This window comes from Campylobacter coli (genome assembly GCF_009730395.1).
Taxonomy (GTDB): domain Bacteria; phylum Campylobacterota; class Campylobacteria; order Campylobacterales; family Campylobacteraceae; genus Campylobacter_D; species Campylobacter_D coli.
Genome location: NZ_CP046317.1, coordinates 1225043 through 1244498 on the forward strand (window position 1 = coordinate 1225043; position 19456 = coordinate 1244498).

General features: G+C 29.9%; 21 protein-coding genes and 2 pseudogenes. 12 read left to right on the top strand and 11 right to left on the bottom strand.

Features of this window, described 5'->3' with window-relative positions:
• The first annotated feature begins 276 nt into the window (after positions 1-276).
• The 7 genes from ilvE to FOC43_RS06230 all read left to right on the top strand — a co-directional run bounded on the left by ilvE (position 277) and on the right by FOC43_RS06230 (position 6925).
• Positions 277-1191 (top strand): branched-chain-amino-acid transaminase, encoded by a 915-nt coding sequence (gene ilvE, locus FOC43_RS06200; protein WP_002782466.1) that lies wholly within the window; start codon positions 277-279, stop codon positions 1189-1191.
• 15 nt (positions 1192-1206) lie between these two features.
• The gene (locus tag FOC43_RS06205) at positions 1207-2289 is read left to right on the top strand and encodes a prohibitin family protein (protein ID WP_002778030.1); all 1083 of its coding nucleotides are present in this window, start codon (positions 1207-1209) and stop codon (positions 2287-2289) included.
• 10 nt (positions 2290-2299) lie between these two features.
• On the top strand, positions 2300-2830 hold the full coding sequence (locus FOC43_RS06210; protein ID WP_002782463.1) for a DUF2393 family protein: 531 nt from the start codon (positions 2300-2302) through the stop codon (positions 2828-2830).
• Complete coding sequence (locus tag FOC43_RS06215) at positions 2830-3339, top strand: DUF2393 family protein (RefSeq protein WP_002778025.1); 510 nt, start codon at positions 2830-2832, stop codon at positions 3337-3339. The genes FOC43_RS06210 and FOC43_RS06215 overlap by 1 nt, the downstream gene beginning before the upstream one ends.
• A gap of 111 nt (positions 3340-3450) precedes the next feature.
• On the top strand, positions 3451-5568 hold the full coding sequence (locus FOC43_RS06220; protein ID WP_155820408.1) for a methyl-accepting chemotaxis protein: 2118 nt from the start codon (positions 3451-3453) through the stop codon (positions 5566-5568).
• 119 nt (positions 5569-5687) lie between these two features.
• Positions 5688-6398, top strand: a complete 711-nt coding sequence (locus tag FOC43_RS06225) for a class I SAM-dependent methyltransferase (protein ID WP_002786810.1) — start codon at positions 5688-5690, stop codon at positions 6396-6398.
• A gap of 152 nt (positions 6399-6550) precedes the next feature.
• Entirely contained in the window at positions 6551-6925 is a 375-nt protein-coding gene (locus tag FOC43_RS06230; protein ID WP_002778021.1) for a TM2 domain-containing protein, read from the top strand.
• A gap of 40 nt (positions 6926-6965) precedes the next feature.
• On the opposite strand, the gene pyrC is transcribed toward FOC43_RS06230, so the two are convergent.
• From pyrC to FOC43_RS06250, 4 genes are all read right to left on the bottom strand, one after another.
• Positions 6966-7970, bottom strand: coding sequence for a dihydroorotase (pyrC, locus tag FOC43_RS06235; RefSeq protein WP_002778020.1), 1005 nt, complete (start codon positions 7968-7970; stop codon positions 6966-6968).
• A 101-nt stretch (positions 7971-8071) separates the two neighbouring features.
• A complete protein-coding gene (locus FOC43_RS06240; RefSeq protein WP_002778019.1) occupies positions 8072-8314 on the bottom strand; it encodes a replication/maintenance protein RepL in 243 nt (80 codons plus the stop codon).
• Complete coding sequence (locus tag FOC43_RS06245; RefSeq protein ID WP_002778018.1) at positions 8305-8661, bottom strand: diacylglycerol kinase; 357 nt, start codon at positions 8659-8661, stop codon at positions 8305-8307. Before FOC43_RS06245 ends, FOC43_RS06240 begins: the two co-directional genes overlap by 10 nt.
• Positions 8661-10208, bottom strand: coding sequence for a phosphoethanolamine transferase (locus tag FOC43_RS06250; RefSeq protein ID WP_004284763.1), 1548 nt, complete (start codon positions 10206-10208; stop codon positions 8661-8663). Before FOC43_RS06250 ends, FOC43_RS06245 begins: the two co-directional genes overlap by 1 nt.
• A gap of 115 nt (positions 10209-10323) precedes the next feature.
• On the opposite strand from FOC43_RS06250, the gene FOC43_RS06255 reads away from it, so the two are divergent.
• Positions 10324-11082 (top strand): exodeoxyribonuclease III, encoded by a 759-nt coding sequence (locus tag FOC43_RS06255; protein ID WP_002778010.1) that lies wholly within the window; start codon positions 10324-10326, stop codon positions 11080-11082.
• Between the two features lie 17 nt (positions 11083-11099).
• On the opposite strand, the pseudogene FOC43_RS06260 reads toward FOC43_RS06255, so the two are convergent.
• From FOC43_RS06260 to moaC, 3 genes and pseudogenes are all read right to left on the bottom strand, one after another.
• Positions 11100-12261: pseudogene (locus tag FOC43_RS06260) on the bottom strand (hypothetical protein).
• The gene (locus FOC43_RS06265) at positions 12251-12514 is read right to left on the bottom strand and encodes an HP0495 family protein (protein ID WP_002778007.1); all 264 of its coding nucleotides are present in this window, start codon (positions 12512-12514) and stop codon (positions 12251-12253) included. The pseudogene FOC43_RS06260 and the gene FOC43_RS06265 overlap by 11 nt, the downstream one beginning before the upstream one ends.
• The gene (moaC, locus tag FOC43_RS06270; protein ID WP_002782713.1) at positions 12492-12965 is read right to left on the bottom strand and encodes a cyclic pyranopterin monophosphate synthase MoaC; all 474 of its coding nucleotides are present in this window, start codon (positions 12963-12965) and stop codon (positions 12492-12494) included. The genes FOC43_RS06265 and moaC overlap by 23 nt, the downstream gene beginning before the upstream one ends.
• A gap of 94 nt (positions 12966-13059) precedes the next feature.
• On the opposite strand from moaC, the gene FOC43_RS06275 reads away from it, so the two are divergent.
• Both FOC43_RS06275 and FOC43_RS06280 read left to right on the top strand, forming a co-directional pair.
• Entirely contained in the window at positions 13060-13212 is a 153-nt protein-coding gene (locus FOC43_RS06275; protein ID WP_002799336.1) for a highly acidic protein, read from the top strand.
• A gap of 2 nt (positions 13213-13214) precedes the next feature.
• Positions 13215-14525 carry an MFS transporter gene (locus FOC43_RS06280; protein WP_002778004.1) on the top strand — a complete coding sequence of 437 codons (1311 nt, stop codon included), beginning with the start codon at positions 13215-13217 and terminating at the stop codon, positions 14523-14525.
• On the opposite strand, the gene cheQ is transcribed toward FOC43_RS06280, so the two are convergent.
• The 4 genes from cheQ to rpmI form a co-directional block, all read right to left on the bottom strand.
• The gene (gene cheQ, locus FOC43_RS06285; protein ID WP_002782712.1) at positions 14494-14970 is read right to left on the bottom strand and encodes a cheVAW transcriptional regulator CheQ; all 477 of its coding nucleotides are present in this window, start codon (positions 14968-14970) and stop codon (positions 14494-14496) included. The two genes, FOC43_RS06280 and cheQ, sit on opposite strands and share 32 nt — an antisense overlap.
• A 21-nt stretch (positions 14971-14991) precedes the next feature.
• On the bottom strand, positions 14992-15855 hold the full coding sequence (locus FOC43_RS06290; RefSeq protein WP_002782711.1) for an HDOD domain-containing protein: 864 nt from the start codon (positions 15853-15855) through the stop codon (positions 14992-14994).
• Between the two features lie 286 nt (positions 15856-16141).
• Entirely contained in the window at positions 16142-16495 is a 354-nt protein-coding gene (rplT, locus tag FOC43_RS06295; protein WP_002777997.1) for a 50S ribosomal protein L20, read from the bottom strand.
• Between the two features lie 93 nt (positions 16496-16588).
• Positions 16589-16780 carry a 50S ribosomal protein L35 gene (rpmI, locus tag FOC43_RS06300; RefSeq protein WP_002777995.1) on the bottom strand — a complete coding sequence of 64 codons (192 nt, stop codon included), beginning with the start codon at positions 16778-16780 and terminating at the stop codon, positions 16589-16591.
• Positions 16781-16932: 152 nt separating this feature from the next.
• On the opposite strand from rpmI, the pseudogene FOC43_RS06305 reads away from it, so the two are divergent.
• Both FOC43_RS06305 and FOC43_RS06310 read left to right on the top strand, forming a co-directional pair.
• A pseudogene (locus tag FOC43_RS06305) lies at positions 16933-18098 on the top strand (hypothetical protein).
• A 174-nt stretch (positions 18099-18272) separates the two neighbouring features.
• A complete protein-coding gene (locus tag FOC43_RS06310) occupies positions 18273-19454 on the top strand; it encodes a NifS family cysteine desulfurase (protein WP_002777980.1) in 1182 nt (393 codons plus the stop codon).
• Positions 19455-19456: the final 2 nt, after the last annotated feature.

Below are 19456 nucleotides of genomic sequence, written 5' to 3' on the forward strand. Positions count from 1 at the left end.
TTAAATTTACACTAAATTCTATAAAAAATTTAATTCAGTTTTTCACAATCTTGACTTAAAAATCGTGGTATTAAATTTCTCATTCTTATTTTAATCATCAGAAAAAGGCCATATCCTTAATAAAATCGACTCGATAAATTCTAAAAGTTTGATTTTATTTTTTATTAAAATCCTTCATAAATGTTTAAATTTATACTTTATATATCAAGCTATCATTAATTTACTTTTGCTAAAATTAAAAGTTTTTTAACAAAAATATGACTATTAAGGCTAAAAATGATCTCAGCAGATAAAATTTGGATGGATGGAAAATTAGTTGATTTTAAAGATGCAACCTTGCACTTTTTAACCCATTCTTTACATTATGGTAATGCTGTTTTTGAAGGAACAAGAGCTTATAAAACAGATAAAGGCTTAGCGATTTTCAGACTTGAAGATCACACTAAAAGACTTTTAGAATCTGCTAAAATTACTCTTTTAAACTGCCCTTTTTCTCAAAAAGAGCTTGAAAAGGCACAAATTGAACTTTTAAAAGTAAATGATTTTAAAAACAATGTCTATATTCGCCCTGTAATCTTCTTAGGAGATGGAGTAATGGGACTTTATCATGTAAAAGCCCCTGTACGCGTTGGCATCGCTGCTTGGGAATGGGGTGCTTATTTGGGTGAAGAAGGTTTAGAAAAAGGTATTAAAGTAAAAATTTCATCTTTTGTAAGAAATAGTGTAAAATCTTGTATGGGTAAAGCAAAAGCGAGCGCAAACTATCTTAACTCTCAAATTGCAAAATTTGAAGCTATTGAAGCAGGATATGAAGAAGCTTTGATGCTTGATGAAGAGGGTTTTATAGCAGAAGGTACGGGAGAGTGCTTCTTTATCGTAAAAGATGGAGTTTTAATCACTCCACCTAATGATTTTTCTTTAAAAAGTATCACTCAAGACACAGTTCTTAAAATCGCTCACGATCTTGGTTTAACTGTACTTCGTCAAAGAATTTCAAGGGATGAGGTTTATACTGCTGATGAAGCATTTTTTACTGGAACTGCTGCAGAAATCACTCCTATTAATAATGTTGATGCAAGAATTATAGGCAGTGGTATAAGAGGTTCTATTACTAAAAAACTTCAAGATGCTTATTTTGATGTAGTTTATGGACGCAATGAAAAATACGCATCTATGCTAACTTATATTTAAAGATAAAGGAAATAAATGCCAGCTGATTTGAATGATTATTTCAATAAAAAAAATGGAAATTCTAATAACAATAACAACCGACAAAATTTCAATTTCAAAGCTCCTGAATTTAATTTCAAGGGTTTTGGAAAATTTTCTCCTTTTGTTTATGGTGTAATTATTATTGTTTTGTTTTTAATTATCGCAAAACCTTTTATGGTGATAAATTCTGGAGAAATGGGGATTAAATCCACTACAGGTAGATACGACCCAAATCCTTTAGAGCCAGGACTCCATTTTTTTATACCTTTTATACAAAAAATAACTACAATTGATACGAGAGTAAGACAAATCAATTATGCTTCTATAGAAGGAAGTAATGAGAATTTAACTTCAGGTTCAGGTGTGATTAATAAAAACAGCATTTCCGTGCTTGATTCACGCGGCTTGCCTGTTTCTATTGATGTAACAGTTCAATACCGCTTAAATCCTTTACAAGTTCCTCAAACTATAGCAACTTGGAGTTTAAATTGGGAAAATAAAATCATAGATCCTGTGGTGCGTGATGTGGTTCGAAGTGTTGTAGGAAAATATACTGCTGAAGAGTTGCCAACAAATCGTAATGCAATCGCAACCCAAATCGAAGAAGGGATAAGAAAAACCATAGAAGCACAACCTAATGAGCCAGTGGAACTTCGTGCGGTTCAACTTAGAGAAATTATATTGCCTTTGAAAGTAAAAGAGCAAATTGAACGCGTGCAAATTGCAAAACAAGAAGCAGAAAGAACTAAATATGAGGTAGAAAGAGCAAATCAAGAAGCTTTAAAAAAAGCTGCTTTGGCTGAAGGGGAAGCAAATGCAACCATCATCAGTGCTAAAGGTAAAGCAATGGCTGTAAAAATAGAAGCAGATGCGCAAGCTTATTCTAATAAAGAAATTGCGAATAGTTTAAATACTCCTTTGCTTAACTTAAAACAAATTGAAACCCAAAAAGAATTTAATGAAGCCTTGAAAGTCAATCAAGATGCTAAAATTTTCTTAACTCCTGGTGGAGCAGTACCAAATATTTGGGTGGATACTAAGGATGCTAAAAAACAAAGTTCTACTAACATGAACTAGGATATATAAAGTGGAAAGACTAAAAGAAATTGTGCATTTTTACACTACTCACTTATATTTAGTGGATTATATGCTGATTTTATTTGTCTTTTTCCTCTTTACTTGCGTTCTACTCTTGTGTATCTTTTTACGCCACAAACCTGTGGCGGCTCTTTTGATCATCGCACTTAATATAATTATTTGTTTTTTGATTTATACATATGGATATAAATTCATAGATAGCGAAGTAAGGAGTAGAAAAACAACCATTGTAGAACAAAAATTCATCCAAAGCTCTGAAGCTTTAATTATTGATTTTAATATCACAAATACTTCTAAAAACGACTTTAAACAATGTAAAGTGATTGCTAGAATTTTCAAGGATAAATTACCCGAAGATAATCTCATCAATGAATATAAAAATCAACTCATTCCCTTTAGGCAAAAAAGCAGGGAAATTTTTAATCTGAAAAAAAATACAACTCAATTTCAAAGAATTTCTTTTGATAATTTCAACTATGACAATAATTACACCATACGCCTCAATTCGGAGTGTTTTTAATGCAATTTACAATTTTTCATATTTTGGCTTTTGTTATCTTGCTTCTTTGCTTTATTTTAGTTTGTATTTTAATTTTTTTAAAAGTGAAGCAAAAAGAATTTGCTCTTATTTCCTATACTATCGCGACCATTTTCACCGCACTTTTAATTTATTCTGTATTTCTCACTATCAATCAATTCACAACCCAAGCTAGTCTTAGCAAACTTACCTTTTCTAGAGATTTAAGACATGAAAGTATTATTATTACAGGAAGAGTGCAAAATCTTACCAAATTTAATATTCGTAAATGCTATTTAATGCTAAGTATACTAAATAAAAAGCGAGTTGGAGGTGAAATTTTCAATGATAAAAATATCCGTAACGCTAAAATGCAAAATACAAGTGTTTCTTATACTATAGAAATCATAGACACACTCCCGGGTAATACCTATAAAGAATTTAGAGCTAGCGTTCCTTTTCCTCCAACTTTTAATAATCCTGAATTTTATCACACCTTAAAATGTATTTGATATTGTTAAATAGTTTTAAAACATCTATAAAAAATAATTTTATATTAATTTTATTTTTTTTGATATGCTAACGAGCTTTATTTTTAGTAAAAAATTTATGTGAGGTTTTTCATGTTTAGACTATCGAGCGTTAGTTCAAAACTCTTATTATCAGTTGCTATTAGTGTTATTTTAGCTACAGCTCTTATGATTGCTATTGTTTCTTTTCAAGTTGCTTCATATTCAGAAAAAGAAGCCAGAAATACTATTTTATTATCTTCAAAAAGATATGTGAATTATATACAAGGTATGTTAAATGAAGAAGTCACACTAACCAAAGGAGTTGCTACATCGTTAAATGAAATGTTTCAAAATAATGATCATATAGATATCGATTTAATTGAAAGTCTTATAAAAAATACTTTTGATAGTAGTCACTATGCAGCATATACATTTCTCTATTTAAAAGATACTACTGTATTAAGTGATATGCAGAATGTAGATAAAAAATATATTAGCCCAGATGGAAAAACTTTTTCTATGATATTTTTTGATCAAATAGTAGAAAAATCTGGTGGAATAACTACTATTTCAACTCCAAACAATTTCTCTCAATTAAATCTAATACAAAATATCGAACAAAATGCAAAATATGGAGATAAAGACTCTGTTTTTGTAGATTCTCCTAGAAAACTTAATTATGATAATAATGAATTTTTAGGTATAAATTTCGGTATGCCTATTTTTAACAATAAGGGCAAATTTATTGGAGTTATAGGATATACTATAGATTTACTAGAAATTTCCGAGACTATATTGGATCCAAAATTCGACTTTTTTGAAGGGGATCTAAGATTCTTAATGAACGATCAGGGTATTATTGCTATTCATAAAAATAAAAATGCAATTTTAAAAACTTTATTTGATATTAACAAAGATCAATCTGCTCAATTAATTGTTGAGGCAGTTAAAAACCATAAAGATGAAATCTTAGATAATTATATTGCCTCAACAGGAGATCTTAGTTATGCTAGTATCTCTTCATTTAGCACTTTAGGTAATTCTAGTCATTGGAGTGTAATTGTAACAGCTCCTAAAAAATCAGTTTTAGCCCCTTTATATAAACTACAATATATTATTATTAGTGTTGCCATAATAGCACTAATTGCTATTTTGGCTGTTGTGTACTTTTTTATAAGAAAAATCATAGGCTCTAGAATTCCTCTTATACTTAAGTCTTTGGAAAATTTCTTTCGCTTTTTAAATCATGAAAAAATAGAAGTTCAGACAATTGAAATTAAAGCTAATGATGAATTGGGCAAAATGGGTAAAACTATCAACGAAAACATCCTTGCTACTAAACAAGGTTTAGAACAAGATGCTAAAGCAGTAAAAGAAAGTGTTGAAACTGTAGGAGTAGTAGAAAGTGGTAATCTTACTGCAAGAATTACAGCTAATCCTAGAAATCCACAATTAATAGAACTTAAAAATGTTCTAAATAGACTTTTAGATGTTTTACAAACTAGAGTAGGATCAGATATGAATGCTATTCATAAGATCTTTGAAGAATATAAGTCTTTAGACTTTAGAAATAAACTTGATAATGCTAATGGTAGTGTTGAAGTTACTACTAATGCTTTAGGGGATGAAATTGTTAAGATGTTAAAACAAAGTTCTGACTTTGCTAATCACTTAGCTAGTGAAAGTTCTAAACTTCAAAGTGCAGTTCAAAACCTTACTTCATCTTCTAATTCTCAAGCAGCTTCTTTAGAAGAAACCGCAGCTGCTTTAGAAGAGATTACTTCTTCTATGCAAAATGTTTCAGTTAAAACTAGTGATGTTATCACTCAATCTGAAGAGATTAAAAATGTTACAGGTATTATTGGAGATATTGCAGATCAAATCAATCTTCTAGCATTAAATGCTGCTATTGAAGCTGCAAGAGCAGGAGAACATGGTAGAGGCTTTGCCGTTGTTGCTGATGAAGTTAGAAAGTTAGCTGAGAGAACTCAAAAGTCTTTATCTGAAATAGAAGCTAATACTAATTTATTGGTTCAATCTATCAATGATATGGCAGAATCTATTAAAGAGCAAACTGCAGGTATTACTCAAATCAATGAGAGTGTAGCTCAAATTGATCAAACCACTAAGGATAATGTAGAGATTGCTAATGAGTCTGCTATTATTTCTAGTACAGTAAGTGATATAGCTAATAACATACTTGAAGATGTGAAAAAGAAAAGGTTTTGATTGATTGTTCACTAACACCTAGTTTGAACTAGGTGTTAGTAGAATTTACAAATAGATAATTTAATAATTTAGTATTTTTTTATGCTATGATTTTATTGATTTAAAAATAAGGACTATCAATGAATCTTTGGGATAAAAAAGCTAAGAGCTACGCAAGATACAATCAAAAACTCAATTCCATACAAGAGCAAAGTTTTAAAGAATTAGAAAAACTAAATATAAGCTTTAAAGATAAAAAGATTATAGATATAGGTTGTGGCACAGGAGTATGGACTTTGTACTTAGCACAAAATGCAAAAGAAACCACTGCTCTTGATAATGCAAAAGCTATGTTAGAAATTTTAAAAGAAGATGCTAACAAGCTCCAACTAACAAATATCAAATACGAAAATTGCACTTTTACAGAATGGATAAATAAAAATCAAAACGCTCAATTTGACATAGCATTTTTAAGTATGTCCCCTGCTTTGCAAGACAAAAAAGACTATTTAAACTTTATGCGATTGGCTAAAATTCGAATTTATCTTGGCTGGGCCGATTATAGAAAGAGTGATTTTTTAGATCCTATATTTAAACATTTTAATACAGAATTTAAGGGTATTTATAAACAAGATTTGGAAAGTTATTTGTTAGAAAATAATGTGAAATTTCATAAATTTATCTTTGATGAAACACGCATAGTAGAAAGAAAAAAAGATGAAGCCATAGAAAATACCTTGTGGCATTTAAATATGAATGGAGTTAAAGCTTCTAAGCAAGATTTAGAAACTTTTGTGAAAGGCGATATCAAAGAAACCATACAATCAAAAATCAAACTTTTGGTTTTTTAATCCTTGAGATAAAATTCTATCTTAAGGTAGATATATAATCTTGTAATACTGAAATATTTTTATCAAAATGCTCATTTTATAAAATTAAACTTAAAATTAATTTTAGATTATTTTAGTTATTATTTTGTTCTAATATTATTATAGGAGATTTTATGGATATAAATACTGTATTGATGATGATTTCAGACAAAATTCCATCCAATAGCTTGCCCCTTGTGCAAGATAAGCTTAAAAATGCAAGTGAAGATAAAATCAACTCTCTTGCTATCTTACCTTTTAAAAGTCATATTATAGGTTTGATCTTAGGTCTGTTTTTAGGTGCCTTTGGAATTGATCGTTTTTATAAGGGTGATATAGGTTTGGGTATTGCTAAACTTATAACTTGGTTAGCAGGTGTTGTTACCATTTGGATTTATATCGGTGGTTTAATTTTATTCGTTTTATGGATATGGTGCATTGTGGATTGGTTTTTAGTATGGAAAGGCATCAAAAAAGACAATCTTAATAAAATCTTAGCTGTATTATAAAAATAGCAACTTAGATAAAAACTAGTTTTAAAACTAGTTTTTATTTTACTCTAAATTTTAAACTTTCCCCCGCCATAAAAGGAACTACTTTTTCATTCTCGTTTTTATATTCGTTTGGAACTTGCCATTCTTGATTTTCTAAAACAATGATTTTTTCTTTTTCAAAGGTTAAATTATGCACTTTACAAGCATTATCCGAAATAAACTTTTGCAAATTAACTTCATTTGAATTTTTACTAAAAAGATCAGCCAAAACACAAAGTGCTACACTCGCACTAAATACACCCGCTGCACAACCGCAACATTCTTTTTCATGCTTAGGATGTGGTGCACTATCGCTTCCAAACATCACTTTTTCATATCCACCAAAAGCAAGCTCACAAAGCGCTTCTTTATCTTTATAATGCTTTGCTATAGGCTTGCAAAAAAGATGGGGCTGCATTTTTCCACCGATAACATCATCTAAAGTGATGATTAAATGATGTAAAGTAATGGTTGCATATAAATTTTCATAATCTTTCAAAAGTTCACATAAGGTTTGAGTCGTAATATGCTCCATAACAATCTTAAGACGCGGAAAATTTTTAGCTAAATTTTCATAGATTTTAGCAAAATTGCTTTCCCTATCCATCACAAAATCATTGGTTTCTCCATGTACCAAAAGTGGAATTTGCAAATCACTCATCGCTTCTAAAGTGGGTTTTAAATTCTCTATATCAAAACTTGAAACCCCACCTTTTGAATTTGTGGTGATGCCCGCAGGATAAAGCTTGATACCAAAAATTTCATCCTTAGCACTTTTAAGAAATTTTTCATCATAATTTTTAAAAAAAAGAGTCATTAAAGGAGTGAAATTCTCATTTTCACAAGCATTTATTATACGCGTTTTATAAGATTTTAAACTCTCTAAATCACAAAGCGGTGGAACTAAATTTGGCATAATCACACCCGCACGAAAATCTTTAGCACTAAAAGGTGCAACCAAGCTTAGCATGTTTTTATCTCTTAAATGCAAATGCATATCTAGTGGGTTTTTAAGTGTCATTTTTTCTCCTAAATCAATCAGCAAATTTTATCCTATAAAGCTAAAAATAATAATAAAAAGTGGTTCTAAGATAAAGAATACTTAAAATAAAAATTTATTTTCTAATCACAAGGGATGCAAAGTTGATAAAATCCATTTTTCAACTTTTTAAAAAGCTTTTTTTCTTCTAAAAATTTAAAAGTGGCGATGATGGTAGGTTTGCTTTGGTTTAATCTTGCTTCAAGCTCGCTTATTTTTATCATCACAAAACCATTTTCATCCGCATTTTCACATAAAAATTGAAGCAGCTCAAAGCGTTTTTTACCTAAAATTTCTCTCATTAAATTTTCAATTTTTACAGCCATAATTTTCCTAAGATAAATCCCCAAATAAAAAGTGCTAAACACACACTAAAAAATACTGCCGCACTTGCACAATCTTTAGCAACTTTAGCTTTTTCATGCCATTCATTTGTAATCAAATCCACACAAGCTTCAATAGCTGAATTTAAAGCTTCAGTGATTAAGATGAGAATTAAAACAGTGATTAAAAACAAATGCTCCAAAAAGCTTACATCTAAAAAAAAGCTAAAAACGATAGCGGGGATAATCACACAAAGCTCTAGCCGAAAAGCCATTTCATTTTTAAGCAGGGCTAGAATTCCTTCTAGAGCATATCGTGCATTGTTTAAAAGATGATATTTTGGTTTCATTAATTGGCCTTTAAGGTTTGATTTAATAAATCATAATCTGACTCATAAACCATGGTTTTAACATCAAAATAACCCAAAAGTGTGCTGAAAAGATTATCTTGAGAAAGTTTTAAGCCTTTATGATTTTGAGCTGTCATCATGAGTTTTTTATCATTGCTCCAAAAAATGACAGGGATATGAGTTTGATAGCTTGGCGCTATAGCATAAGGCATTCCGTGTAAATAAATTCCATTTTCACCCAAACTTTCTCCATGATCTGAAAGGTATATTAAAGAACTCTCATAATCTTTTTTTTCTTTTAAAAGTTTGATAATCTCACTTAAAAGATAATCCGTATAAAGCAAAGTATTATCATAAGTATTGATTAAAGCTTCACTATCACATTTTGAAAGTTCATTAGTATCACAAGTTGGGATAAATTTTTTAAATTCGCTTGGATAACGCTTATAATAAGCTGGTCCATGAGAGCCTTGTAAATGAAGAACTATGATATTTTGAGTATCTAAATTTCCTAGTCTTTCTTTTAAAAATGGCAATAAATTCTCATCCCAATCGCTAGAAAGTTGCTGCTTGTCAGATAATCTATCGCAAACTCCCTTGCATCCGCCTGAGTTATTGTCTATCCAAGAAGCTTTTACGCCTGTTTTTTGCAAGATATCCATAACATTTTCTTGATATTCACTACTTGAATAGTTTTGACGCTTTGAAAGAGAAAACATACAAGGCAGACTCACCGCTGTAGCAGTGCCGCATGAAGAAAAATTATCAAAAAATACTACATTATCTTTTTTGGTATAAAAATTGGTATCATTTTTAGCATATCCACCCAAAGAGTAATTTGCCGCTCTAGCGGTTTCACCCACTACCAAAACTAAAAGTTTTTTAGTGTGATTGTTTTCTCTATAAGCATCATTAGCTATAGTTTTAAATTCTGGCTTAACTTTTACAAAACGAACACAATAGCGATATACGGCATAAATTGGATAAAAAGGAACATTATACATTCTTATTTCATTGTAAGTTCTAAAAAAAGGTATAAAGGTTTTACTTAAAGGCACAAAGGCGATTAAAAAGATAGAACAACCCAACAAAGCACTTAAAACTCTAACCCGTATCTTTTTAAAGAAACCTTGCTCTGTATTATTTTCAATACGAATTCTTAAAATAAAAACACAAAAAAGCAAGACGACAATAGCCAATAAAACCAAACGCCAACTTAGCAAATCTTTCACTTCTTTTATGTCAGTTTGCATAACATTTTGTATCATATCTGAATCAATTAAAACTCCATAAAAAGTGATAAAATAAAGACTGGTACAGGATGATAAAATAAAAAATATAGACAATATTTTAGTTAAATATTTTACAAAAATAAGTGAAAAAATCATATGAACCAAACCAAAATAAGCTACGATAAAAACTAAAGTAAGCAGTAAATTTTGGGATAATTTTTCACAAACAAATGAATGTAAATTAAAATTTAAAAGTGTAATGAGTATGGAATTAAAAAGTACAAATCCAAACCAAGAAAGTTTAAATTTAAACATATTCTCCCCTTAAAAATAACTAAAAAGCAAAGTTTAGAAAGAAAAAACTAACCATTAGTAATATTTTTTATTAATTATGATATTATTTTTATTTCAAAAATTTAAGGATTAACTGATGAAACTACTTTCATGGAATGTCAATGGCTTAAGAGCTATTTGTGATAAAAATGCGCTTGATTGGATAATAAAAGAAAATATTGATTTTATAGGTTTTCAAGAAATTAAAGCACATGAAGATAAATTTCCTAAAAAAATTTATGAATACCCTTTTAAGCATATGTATTCTAATTCTGCCAAAAGGGCTGGATACTCGGGTGTTATGAGCCTTTGCAATTTTGATAGTGAAGTTAAAAAATGTGAATTTTTTGATGATGAAGAAGGCAGAGTTTTAGAACATCGTTTTAAAAACATAGCACTTTTTAATATCTATTTTCCAAATGGACAAAAAGATGAAGAGCGTTTAAGCTTTAAGATGAAATTTTATGCGAAATTTTTGGTGTATTTAGAAAAACTTTTAAAGGATGGCTTTGAAATTATCATTTGTGGTGATGTCAATACCGCACACAAAGAAATCGATCTTACCCATCCAAAGGCAAATGCCAATACCTCGGGATTTTTACCGATAGAAAGAGCTTGGATTGATGATTTGCTAAAACTTGGTTTTATTGATACTTTTAGAGAGATCAATGGCGATATCAAAGAAAAATACTCGTGGTGGAGTTATAGAATGAAGGCAAGAGAAAGAAATGTGGGCTGGAGAATCGATTATTTTTTCATTTCAACAGGTTTAAAAGACAAGCTGAAAAATGCTTTCATAAGAGATGATATTTTTGGTTCAGATCACGCACCTGTAGGCATAGAAATAGATATTTAATATCCCAAAATGGGATATTATTTTTTAATGAGTTTTTTTGCCCTTTCCCAAAGTCTTACGCCTAACTTTTTAGCTTTTTTTGAATTTAATTCTTTGTATTTTTCCCCTGCTACTTTCTCAAGCTCAAGAATTTCTTGCTTAAAGCGATGCAGTTTTCTTTGAGTTAGTCTATTAAAATCATTGATTTTTGGGTTTTTCTTGATATCATTTAAAACCAAAAGCAATTGCTCCCTACTCTCAACAGCAAGGCGTTTGAATTTAGCAAAAAGATTATCAAGCTCATGCTCTAATAAATTTTCAACTATATCCTTTGATGGATTTTTTTGTTCTTTAATTTCTCTTTTTAAAAGTGCGATAAAATCATCTTCTATGCCTATTAACTCTTTACTTTTTAAACTCACATCTTCTTCGAATTTTGCGTAAGCAAGTGTAGTTTTAAATTTTTCCATAGCTAAAGAAATTCCATCTCTAGTCCCTTTAATCGCACCAAGACAAAGATCTTTAGCATAAGCTATAGATTCATTTGCTATCTCAAAAGCTGTATTTAAAATAATACTTGAAATTTTTAAAATACGCTCTTTTTCAAAATGTGCCTCGCAAATAGCATTGTAAACAAGACTTTTGGCAATTTCACTGCTAGTAAGTTCTATATCTTCAGCTTTTTCAAGAGTAGTTAAAAAAGCACTTTCAGCAGTTTCTTTTAAAATTCCAAGCATTTCTATATCAAATAAAATCGCATCATTTAATCCGCTGCTAAATTCATCGCAAAAAGAACATTCTTGTAAGATATTTTCAAATTCAAGGAAATTATCACTGATTTGATTTTTAATTAAATTCTTTTGATTTTCGATTTGTTTGTTTAATAATTCTGCCTCGCTGATGTATTCATAAAGGACATTTTGAGCATCTCCTACACTAGCTTTTACCAAAGCTTTGATAACTTTTGCAACATTTTCATCATCAAATAAATCAAGTTTTTTCAAAATGGTTAAAAACTCAACCAAAAGTGAATTTAAAATCTTTTTAGTGCTGTGTGGATCTTGTGAAATTTGCTTATACGCAAGATTAAAACTTAAATCCTCAAGCAAGTCTTTCACTTCATCTTTTTTGAGATTGGATAAAGAATTCTCAAATATAATCAAAGTATTTTTCATTTAATCCCTCTTTCTTAAAGCACAAATTTGGCTTTAGCTTTTAATTTTTCAAAAATATCCAAACGATCCTTTTTGCTATCTACATAAACACTGAGTAAAAAACTTTGATATTTTCCACTAGAACTTGCATTAGAATGTTTGTATTTAAAATCTCTTTGTCCCAAAAGCTCTTCAAACAAAGCTCCTGCATGAACATGCGCTTCAAAAATCACCTTATAATCCCAAAAAGTAGGATAATTAACAATAGGCTCTTGTTTAAGATCGCACAAATTTACCACTTTTACCCCCTTCTTTGCTTTCAAGTACAATTTCACTTATTTTCATTGTTTTATCGATGGCTTTAATCATATCATAGATAGTTAAAAGTCCTATGCTAACGCCGCTTAAAGCTTCCATTTCTACCCCTGTTTTACCCTCACATTTTACCGTTACTATAAGTTTAAAAGTATAATCTTTAGGAAATTCAACTATATCTGTCTCAACCTTAGAAATCATCAAAGGATGACACATAGGGATAATTTCACTTGTTTTTTTAGCACCCATGATAGCTGCTATAACAGCAGTTTGAAGTACGGGGCCTTTTTTAGCAGTATTGTTTTTTATAGCCTTAAAAGCTTCTTCGCTCATACTGATCATACCGCTTGCTGTAGCCACTCTTTTACTTATATCTTTTTGGCTTACATCTACCATTTTAGGGCGGTTGTTTTCATCTAAATGAGTCAATTCCATAATCAACCTTTTTTAAAAAATATAAAAAATTATAGCAAAAGCAATCAAATTTAAGCTAAAATTAGATTTTATTTTGTTTATCAAGGAGTAAATAATGGCTTATGATAATGAAGATTTAGAATTTGATGATTATGAAGGTGAAGAGGATGAGTATGCTCACAATCATCACAAATCCTATAATTATGATGATGATGATTATGACTTTGATGATGAAGTAAATGATGATGATTTTTATGAAATGGATTAAAAATGAGAAAAATTCTTAGTAAAAAAGATATAAAAACGCTAGGACTTTCATCTTTAGGTGGAACCTTGGAATTTTATGATTTTATTATCTTTGCATTCTTTTCAAGTTATATTTCAAAAAACTTCTTCCCTGAAAATTTAAGCCCTTTTTGGCAACTTTTTAATACCTATGGCATATTTGCAGCAGCTTATGTAGTAAGACCGCTAGGCGGTATAGTGATGGCACATTTTGGCGATAAATTTGGGCGCAAAAAAATGTTTATGCTAAGTATTTTGCTTATGGTAATACCAACTTTTGCACTGGCCTTTATCCCTTCTTATGAAAGTATTGGTTATCTTTGTGTAGTATTTTTAATGCTTATAAGAATAGCTCAAGGTATTTCCATAGGAGGAGAATTACCCGGTGCTTGGATTTTTGTATATGAGCATTCACCGCAAGGACAAAGAAGAACTTATATAGGCTTTTTAACAGCTTCTGTGGTGGGTGGAATTTTACTTGGAAGTATAGTATTTTTATTGATGCACAAAATTTACACTCAAGAAGAATTATACGAATGGGCTTGGAGAGTTCCTTTCTTTTTAGGTGGAATTTTTGGACTTATTTCAATATATCTTAGAAAATTTTTAAGTGAAACTCCTGTTTTTGAGCAAATGAGAAAAGAAAATGTTTTAGAAAAATTTCCACTTAAAGAAGTATTTAAAAGAGCAAAAGCAGGTGTTCTTATCTCTATGCTAATCACTTGGGTTTTAACAGGTTGTATTATTGTAATGATTTTATTTATCCCAAAATATATGGCAGAAATTTTACAATTTGATACCAATTTCCAAACTTATTTACAAATGGGTGGAATTTTCTTTATTTCTTTGGGTTGTATTATAAGTGGAATTTTAGCTGATAAAATAGGTATTTTTAAATCTAGTATTATTTTTTCCTTGTTTTTTGGCTTAGCTTGTGCGTTTTATTTTCACTTTCTTTACAATACAAATGCCGATATAACTCTAGTCAGTATTTTTTACTTGCTAGCTTGTCTTTTTGGTGGAGTGATGAATTTTTGTCCTTTAATAATGAATGAAGCTTTTGAAGCAAAGATTAAATTTTCAGGACTTTCTTTTTCTTATAATATCGCCTATGCCATTGCAGGAGGTATAACCCCTCAACTTACACTTTTATTACATAAATTTGCATTTGCAAATTTAGATAATGCGTGGCGTTTTTCTTTGGGCTATTATATGTTTTTAATCGTTTTATTGGCTTTATTATCAGCTTTTATTTTTAGATATCTTAATAATACCCAACGCACATACTCTCAGTGATTTTTATACGCTTTTCAAAAGGCGTGGGGCTAAAAAAATGGCATTTTTCTATGTAAATATGCTGATAATAATTTAGCCCTAAAAAATCATAAAATTTTTTTAAATTTACAAATTTAATACCATGAATTTCTTTTAAATCTAAAAGTTTATAGATTGAAGAATTATTTTTTTTTACAAGATGCGATGGAGCTAATCCCGTAAAAGAACAAAAAGCACTTGCTAGCACAAAACCACTTAAATCGCTACATTGTTTTAAAACTTCTCGATGTTTTTCTAAAATGGAATTCTTGTGTAAAAAAATAATACGAGTCCCTTGATATCTACCAATTTCTACTTTTTTCCAAAATTTATAAGCATTTTTTGAAATTCCAGCTAAACGATGAAATTCCGCGTTTAAAACATAATGATCTAAAAATTCATTAGGAGGTAAAATGATACTTTTCATTAATTTAATAAAATAAACAATTTAACCTTCTTTTATTAGGTTTTCTTTAGCTTCTTTTGGAAGTTTTGAAATAAAATTATCAAGATTAAAATCAATCCCTTGACTTCGAGCCTCATTAATCAAAGCGATAGAAGCCTTGATATTAAAAGAAGAAAAATTATTATGAGGTGTAAAAAGATGATCAACAACTGAAAGAGCGTAAGCTGATTTTTTAACCTCATTTCTAGCTGCGTGCGGAGAGCGAGCAAAACAAATAGTTTCAACTAGCATATCATCAAATTTCCAACGATAAAGCAAAAATCCTAAGAATGAAATATGATCAACACCTAAAAATTCATTCTCTACCATAGATAAATCACTAAAATTATTTTTTTCCAATCTAGCTAAGAACTCGGCATCTTTTTTATTTTGAATAAGAAAATTAGAAAAAACTACAATACCAAGTCTTAAAAGCATAGAACAAGGCACTAGTAAATGCGATAGCTTTTTATCCTCATTGCCCAACCAATCCATGATAAAAGAAGTTTCCTCGCTGCATTTATTTACAAATTCTGTCGTGCTTAATCCATAAGGTGATACATCGATTTTAAAACTATCTCTAATTGAATCTGCCATGATAGTATTAACGATATTACCTATACCCAAAAGAGAGACAACTTGAGCCAAAGAGGTGATTTCTCTTGAAAAACCATAAAAGGGAGAATTAGCCAAGCGTAAAAGCTTAGCAGTCATTAAAGGATCACTTGAAATAATATTAGCAATTTCATCAATTTTTACATTAGAACCCGATTCGTTGATATATTTTCTTAGTTTATTTATAGTATCAGGCAAAGGAGGTAAAACTTCAACACTTCGAAGTAAAATTTCATTCATATCAGTTGCCATATATTTTCCTTGGGCTATAATTTTTATTAATCTATTATTATAACTAAATTTTAATTTACTTATACGATGATTTTTAATATATATGCAAGAAAGTTTCTAAAATGGCCTTATTGTGTTACAAAACTCTATGGCTTATAAGTGATATTTTAATTTTATTATCATATAATTTTTATGATTTTATTAATAAATCCTAAATAAAATTAGTTTTTAATGAGTTGTATTTTAAAATTTAAATGCAGTTTATATTGACAATCATGAGTTAAGATTTAAATCTTAACTCATTAAATTAAAGCGCTTTTTTTGCAGCTTCTGCGATTTTTGCAAAAGCAGCAGCATCATTCATTGCTAAATCAGCTAGAATTTTTCTATCAAGCTCAATGCCTGCTTTTTTAAGTCCATTGATAAATTTAGAATAACTTAAATCGTTTAATCTGCAAGCAGCATTGATACGCACAATCCAAAGACGGCGAAAATCTCTTTTCTTGCGGCGTCTATCACGATACGCATAAACAAGACTTCTTTCTAATTGTTCTTTTGCTTTTCTAAAATGTTTGCGGCGTCCGCTATAAAAACCGCGTGCTAATTTTAGAACTTTTTTATGTCTGCGGCGTCTTACAACACCTGTTTTTACTCTTGCCATTTTTATTTCCTTTCATAAAGTGGCGTCCATTTTGGAGCTTGCCCTTAAATTTTTAGCAACTTAAGGAGAGTTTGAATGACTTATGTCAAAAACTTAAATTCCTAGCATTTTTTCTACAGCTTTTACATTAGTGCTGTGCACATATTTAGCTGTGCGAAGATCACGCATTCTTTTTGCAGGTTTTTTAGTCAAAATATGGCTTCTAAAAGCAGAGCCTCTTTTGATTTTATTTTTACCTACTTTAAAGCGTTTAACTGCGCTTTTTACGCTTTTCATCTTTGGCATACGCTTTCCTTTCGGATAAATTTTTAAATTTTTTCAAAAAGAAAAGCTAAATGCTAGCAAATTTTTGCTAATTTTTGACTGAATTTTGTATTTAAAAAACTTGGCACACCTTTTGCTTATAAAAAACTAGCAATATTTTTGAAAGATTTAAAATGACTATAAATTCGGCAAACCCTTATCAAAATTTGGCCCTATCCAATCCTTTACAAAATAGCCAAGCTTTGAATTTAATCAAAGATAAAAAAGGTTCAAATTTAGAAGAAAATGAAAACAATTTAGAAAATTTAAATTATATTTTTAACACCACTTCTTATGCAAGTGAATTTAGCTTTAGGATAGACGAGAAAGGTTTTTTTGAAAAAGATTTAAATAAAATCGCTAATATACCTGAATCTTATAATATCAACATCAAAAGTGTTAGAAATATAGCCAAAGAATTAACAAGACAAGATGCAACTTTAAATTATAACAAAATAGACCTACCCTATCTTTTAAACAGCTATTATAGCTCGCTAAAGTCTGTCAATTTAGAATTTAGCGAAAATGATAATGCTAATTTAAGTCGCGATATGATTTCAAAATTTGCCACCGGATTTTCTACTGAAAATGGGGAATTTTTAGGCAAAATTTCAAGAATTTACAACAATCAAGAAGAATTAAACTCCGCGCTAAACAAAACTCTAAGCCTAAATACTTTAATGCTAGATAACAAAATTACTAATTTTCACTTCGATAGAGCTTTAAACAATACCTCATCTAATGAAATTTTAAAACCTTACCTAACCAAAAATGCTGAAGTTTCAAAATCAGGGCTTTTGATGAATTTTATTTATCATGATATCAAAACACAAAATGATAACGAGCTTAATTTTTTTATGAAACCTGCGAGTTTGGATCTCAATGCTCATACTAATTTTCAAAAAATCCTTAGAGGGGAAATGGATATAAAAGACTATATCAAACAACAAAACGAACAAAAAATGAGCTTTGATTTATATCTTTATGTGAATGGAGTAGATAAAAAAACCGCTTCTCAAGATAAGCTTTCAGTTTTTTTCAACAATATGTCAATTATCAAAAAGATATGGATTTAAGAGAATTTGCAAATTCAAGCTCTATCTTCCAAATTTATATTGATGAAAATCATAGCGAATTTAACTCTCTTAAAGAAGAATATCAAAGCCAAAATAAAGATTTAGAAAAGCTAGATAATGCTAATAATATGCGTTCTAGCTCCATAGAAAATTTCTTAGATCGTCGTCAAAAACAAGCCAATTTAAATAAGATATTAAATTCTTATTTATCAGTATTACTTTAAAGTAATTTTATAAATATTTAAAAATACAAATTTTAATCCATAATTCTTTGTATTTTTTTACTTTAATATTCATATTTTTGCTATAATTTTTAAACTAGAATTTATATTTTTCTGTTATTATCCATTTTCATAAAAAGATAAAAAATATCCGAATTAAAATTTAAGGAAATTAAAGTGAAAGTATATTTAGATAATAATGCAACAACGATGCTTGATCCAAGCGCATACGAATTAATGTTGCCATTTTTAAAAGACATGTATGGAAATCCAAACAGTCTTCACCAATGGGGCAGCGCAACTCATCCTGCCCTAAGAGAAGCTATGGATAAACTTTATGCGGGACTTGGCGCAAATGATTTAGATGATATAGTTATAACATCCTGTGCTACTGAAAGTATCAACTGGGTGCTTAAGGGTATATATTTTGATCATATTTTAGATAAAGAACGCAATGAAGTGATTATCTCTAGCGTAGAACACCCTGCTGTTGCTGCTGCTGCTTATTTTTTAAAAAGTCTTGGAGTAAAAGTCATAGAACTTCCTGTAAACGAAGAAGGAGTTTCTACTGTAGAAGATTTGCGTAAAGTGATTAGCGATAAAACAGCACTTGTAAGTGTTATGTGGGCTAATAATGAAACAGGAATGATTTTTGATATTCAAAAAATGGCAGAAATTACTCATGAATTTGGAGCGCTTTTTCATACAGATGCTACCCAAGCAGTAGGAAAAATCAAAGTAAATTTAAACCAAGTAGGAGTTGATTTTGCTTCATTTTCAGCTCATAAATTCCATGGACCAAAAGGTGTAGGCGGACTTTTTATCAAAAAAGGTCTTAAGCTTACTCCACTTTTACACGGTGGAGAACACATGGGTGGTCGTAGAAGCGGGACTTTAAATGTGCCTTATATAGTGGCTATGGGCGAGGCTTTGCGTATTGCAAATACTATGCTTGATTTTGAAGATTCTCATATACGCCGTTTAAGAGATAAACTAGAAGATCAAATTTTAGCCTTGCCTGATACAACAGTGGTTGGAAAAAGAGAACACCGTGTGCCTAATACAATCTTAGCAAGTATTAAAGGAGTTGAAGGCGAAGCAATGCTTTGGGATTTAAATAAAAATGGTATAGCTGCAAGTACGGGCTCAGCCTGTGCAAGTGAAGCTTTAGAAAGCAATCCTATCATGGAAGCAATCGGAGCTGAAAATGACTTAGCACATACAGCTTTAAGACTTTCTTTATCACGCTTTAACACTGAAGAAGAAATTGATTATGCAGCAAAACAAATTAAAAATGCAACACAGAGATTAAGAGCAATTTCTTGTACTTATGCTTATAATCCAAATAATTACAAATAAGG

Coding starts and splice junctions, on each gene's coding strand:
- ilvE (WP_002782466.1), top strand. CDS start 277: ATGATCTCAGCAGATAAAATTTGGATGGATGGAAAATTAGTTGATTTT.
- FOC43_RS06205 (WP_002778030.1), top strand. CDS start 1,207: ATGCCAGCTGATTTGAATGATTATTTCAATAAAAAAAATGGAAATTCT.
- FOC43_RS06215 (WP_002778025.1), top strand. CDS start 2,830: ATGCAATTTACAATTTTTCATATTTTGGCTTTTGTTATCTTGCTTCTT.
- FOC43_RS06220 (WP_155820408.1), top strand. CDS start 3,451: ATGTTTAGACTATCGAGCGTTAGTTCAAAACTCTTATTATCAGTTGCT.
- FOC43_RS06225 (WP_002786810.1), top strand. CDS start 5,688: ATGAATCTTTGGGATAAAAAAGCTAAGAGCTACGCAAGATACAATCAA.
- FOC43_RS06230 (WP_002778021.1), top strand. CDS start 6,551: ATGGATATAAATACTGTATTGATGATGATTTCAGACAAAATTCCATCC.
- pyrC (WP_002778020.1), bottom strand. CDS start 7,970: ATGACACTTAAAAACCCACTAGATATGCATTTGCATTTAAGAGATAAA.
- FOC43_RS06240 (WP_002778019.1), bottom strand. CDS start 8,314: ATGGCTGTAAAAATTGAAAATTTAATGAGAGAAATTTTAGGTAAAAAA.
- FOC43_RS06245 (WP_002778018.1), bottom strand. CDS start 8,661: ATGAAACCAAAATATCATCTTTTAAACAATGCACGATATGCTCTAGAA.
- FOC43_RS06250 (WP_004284763.1), bottom strand. CDS start 10,208: ATGTTTAAATTTAAACTTTCTTGGTTTGGATTTGTACTTTTTAATTCC.
- FOC43_RS06255 (WP_002778010.1), top strand. CDS start 10,324: ATGAAACTACTTTCATGGAATGTCAATGGCTTAAGAGCTATTTGTGAT.
- moaC (WP_002782713.1), bottom strand. CDS start 12,965: ATGGAATTGACTCATTTAGATGAAAACAACCGCCCTAAAATGGTAGAT.
- FOC43_RS06275 (WP_002799336.1), top strand. CDS start 13,060: ATGGCTTATGATAATGAAGATTTAGAATTTGATGATTATGAAGGTGAA.
- FOC43_RS06280 (WP_002778004.1), top strand. CDS start 13,215: ATGAGAAAAATTCTTAGTAAAAAAGATATAAAAACGCTAGGACTTTCA.
- cheQ (WP_002782712.1), bottom strand. CDS start 14,970: ATGAAAAGTATCATTTTACCTCCTAATGAATTTTTAGATCATTATGTT.
- FOC43_RS06290 (WP_002782711.1), bottom strand. CDS start 15,855: ATGGCAACTGATATGAATGAAATTTTACTTCGAAGTGTTGAAGTTTTA.
- rplT (WP_002777997.1), bottom strand. CDS start 16,495: ATGGCAAGAGTAAAAACAGGTGTTGTAAGACGCCGCAGACATAAAAAA.
- rpmI (WP_002777995.1), bottom strand. CDS start 16,780: ATGCCAAAGATGAAAAGCGTAAAAAGCGCAGTTAAACGCTTTAAAGTA.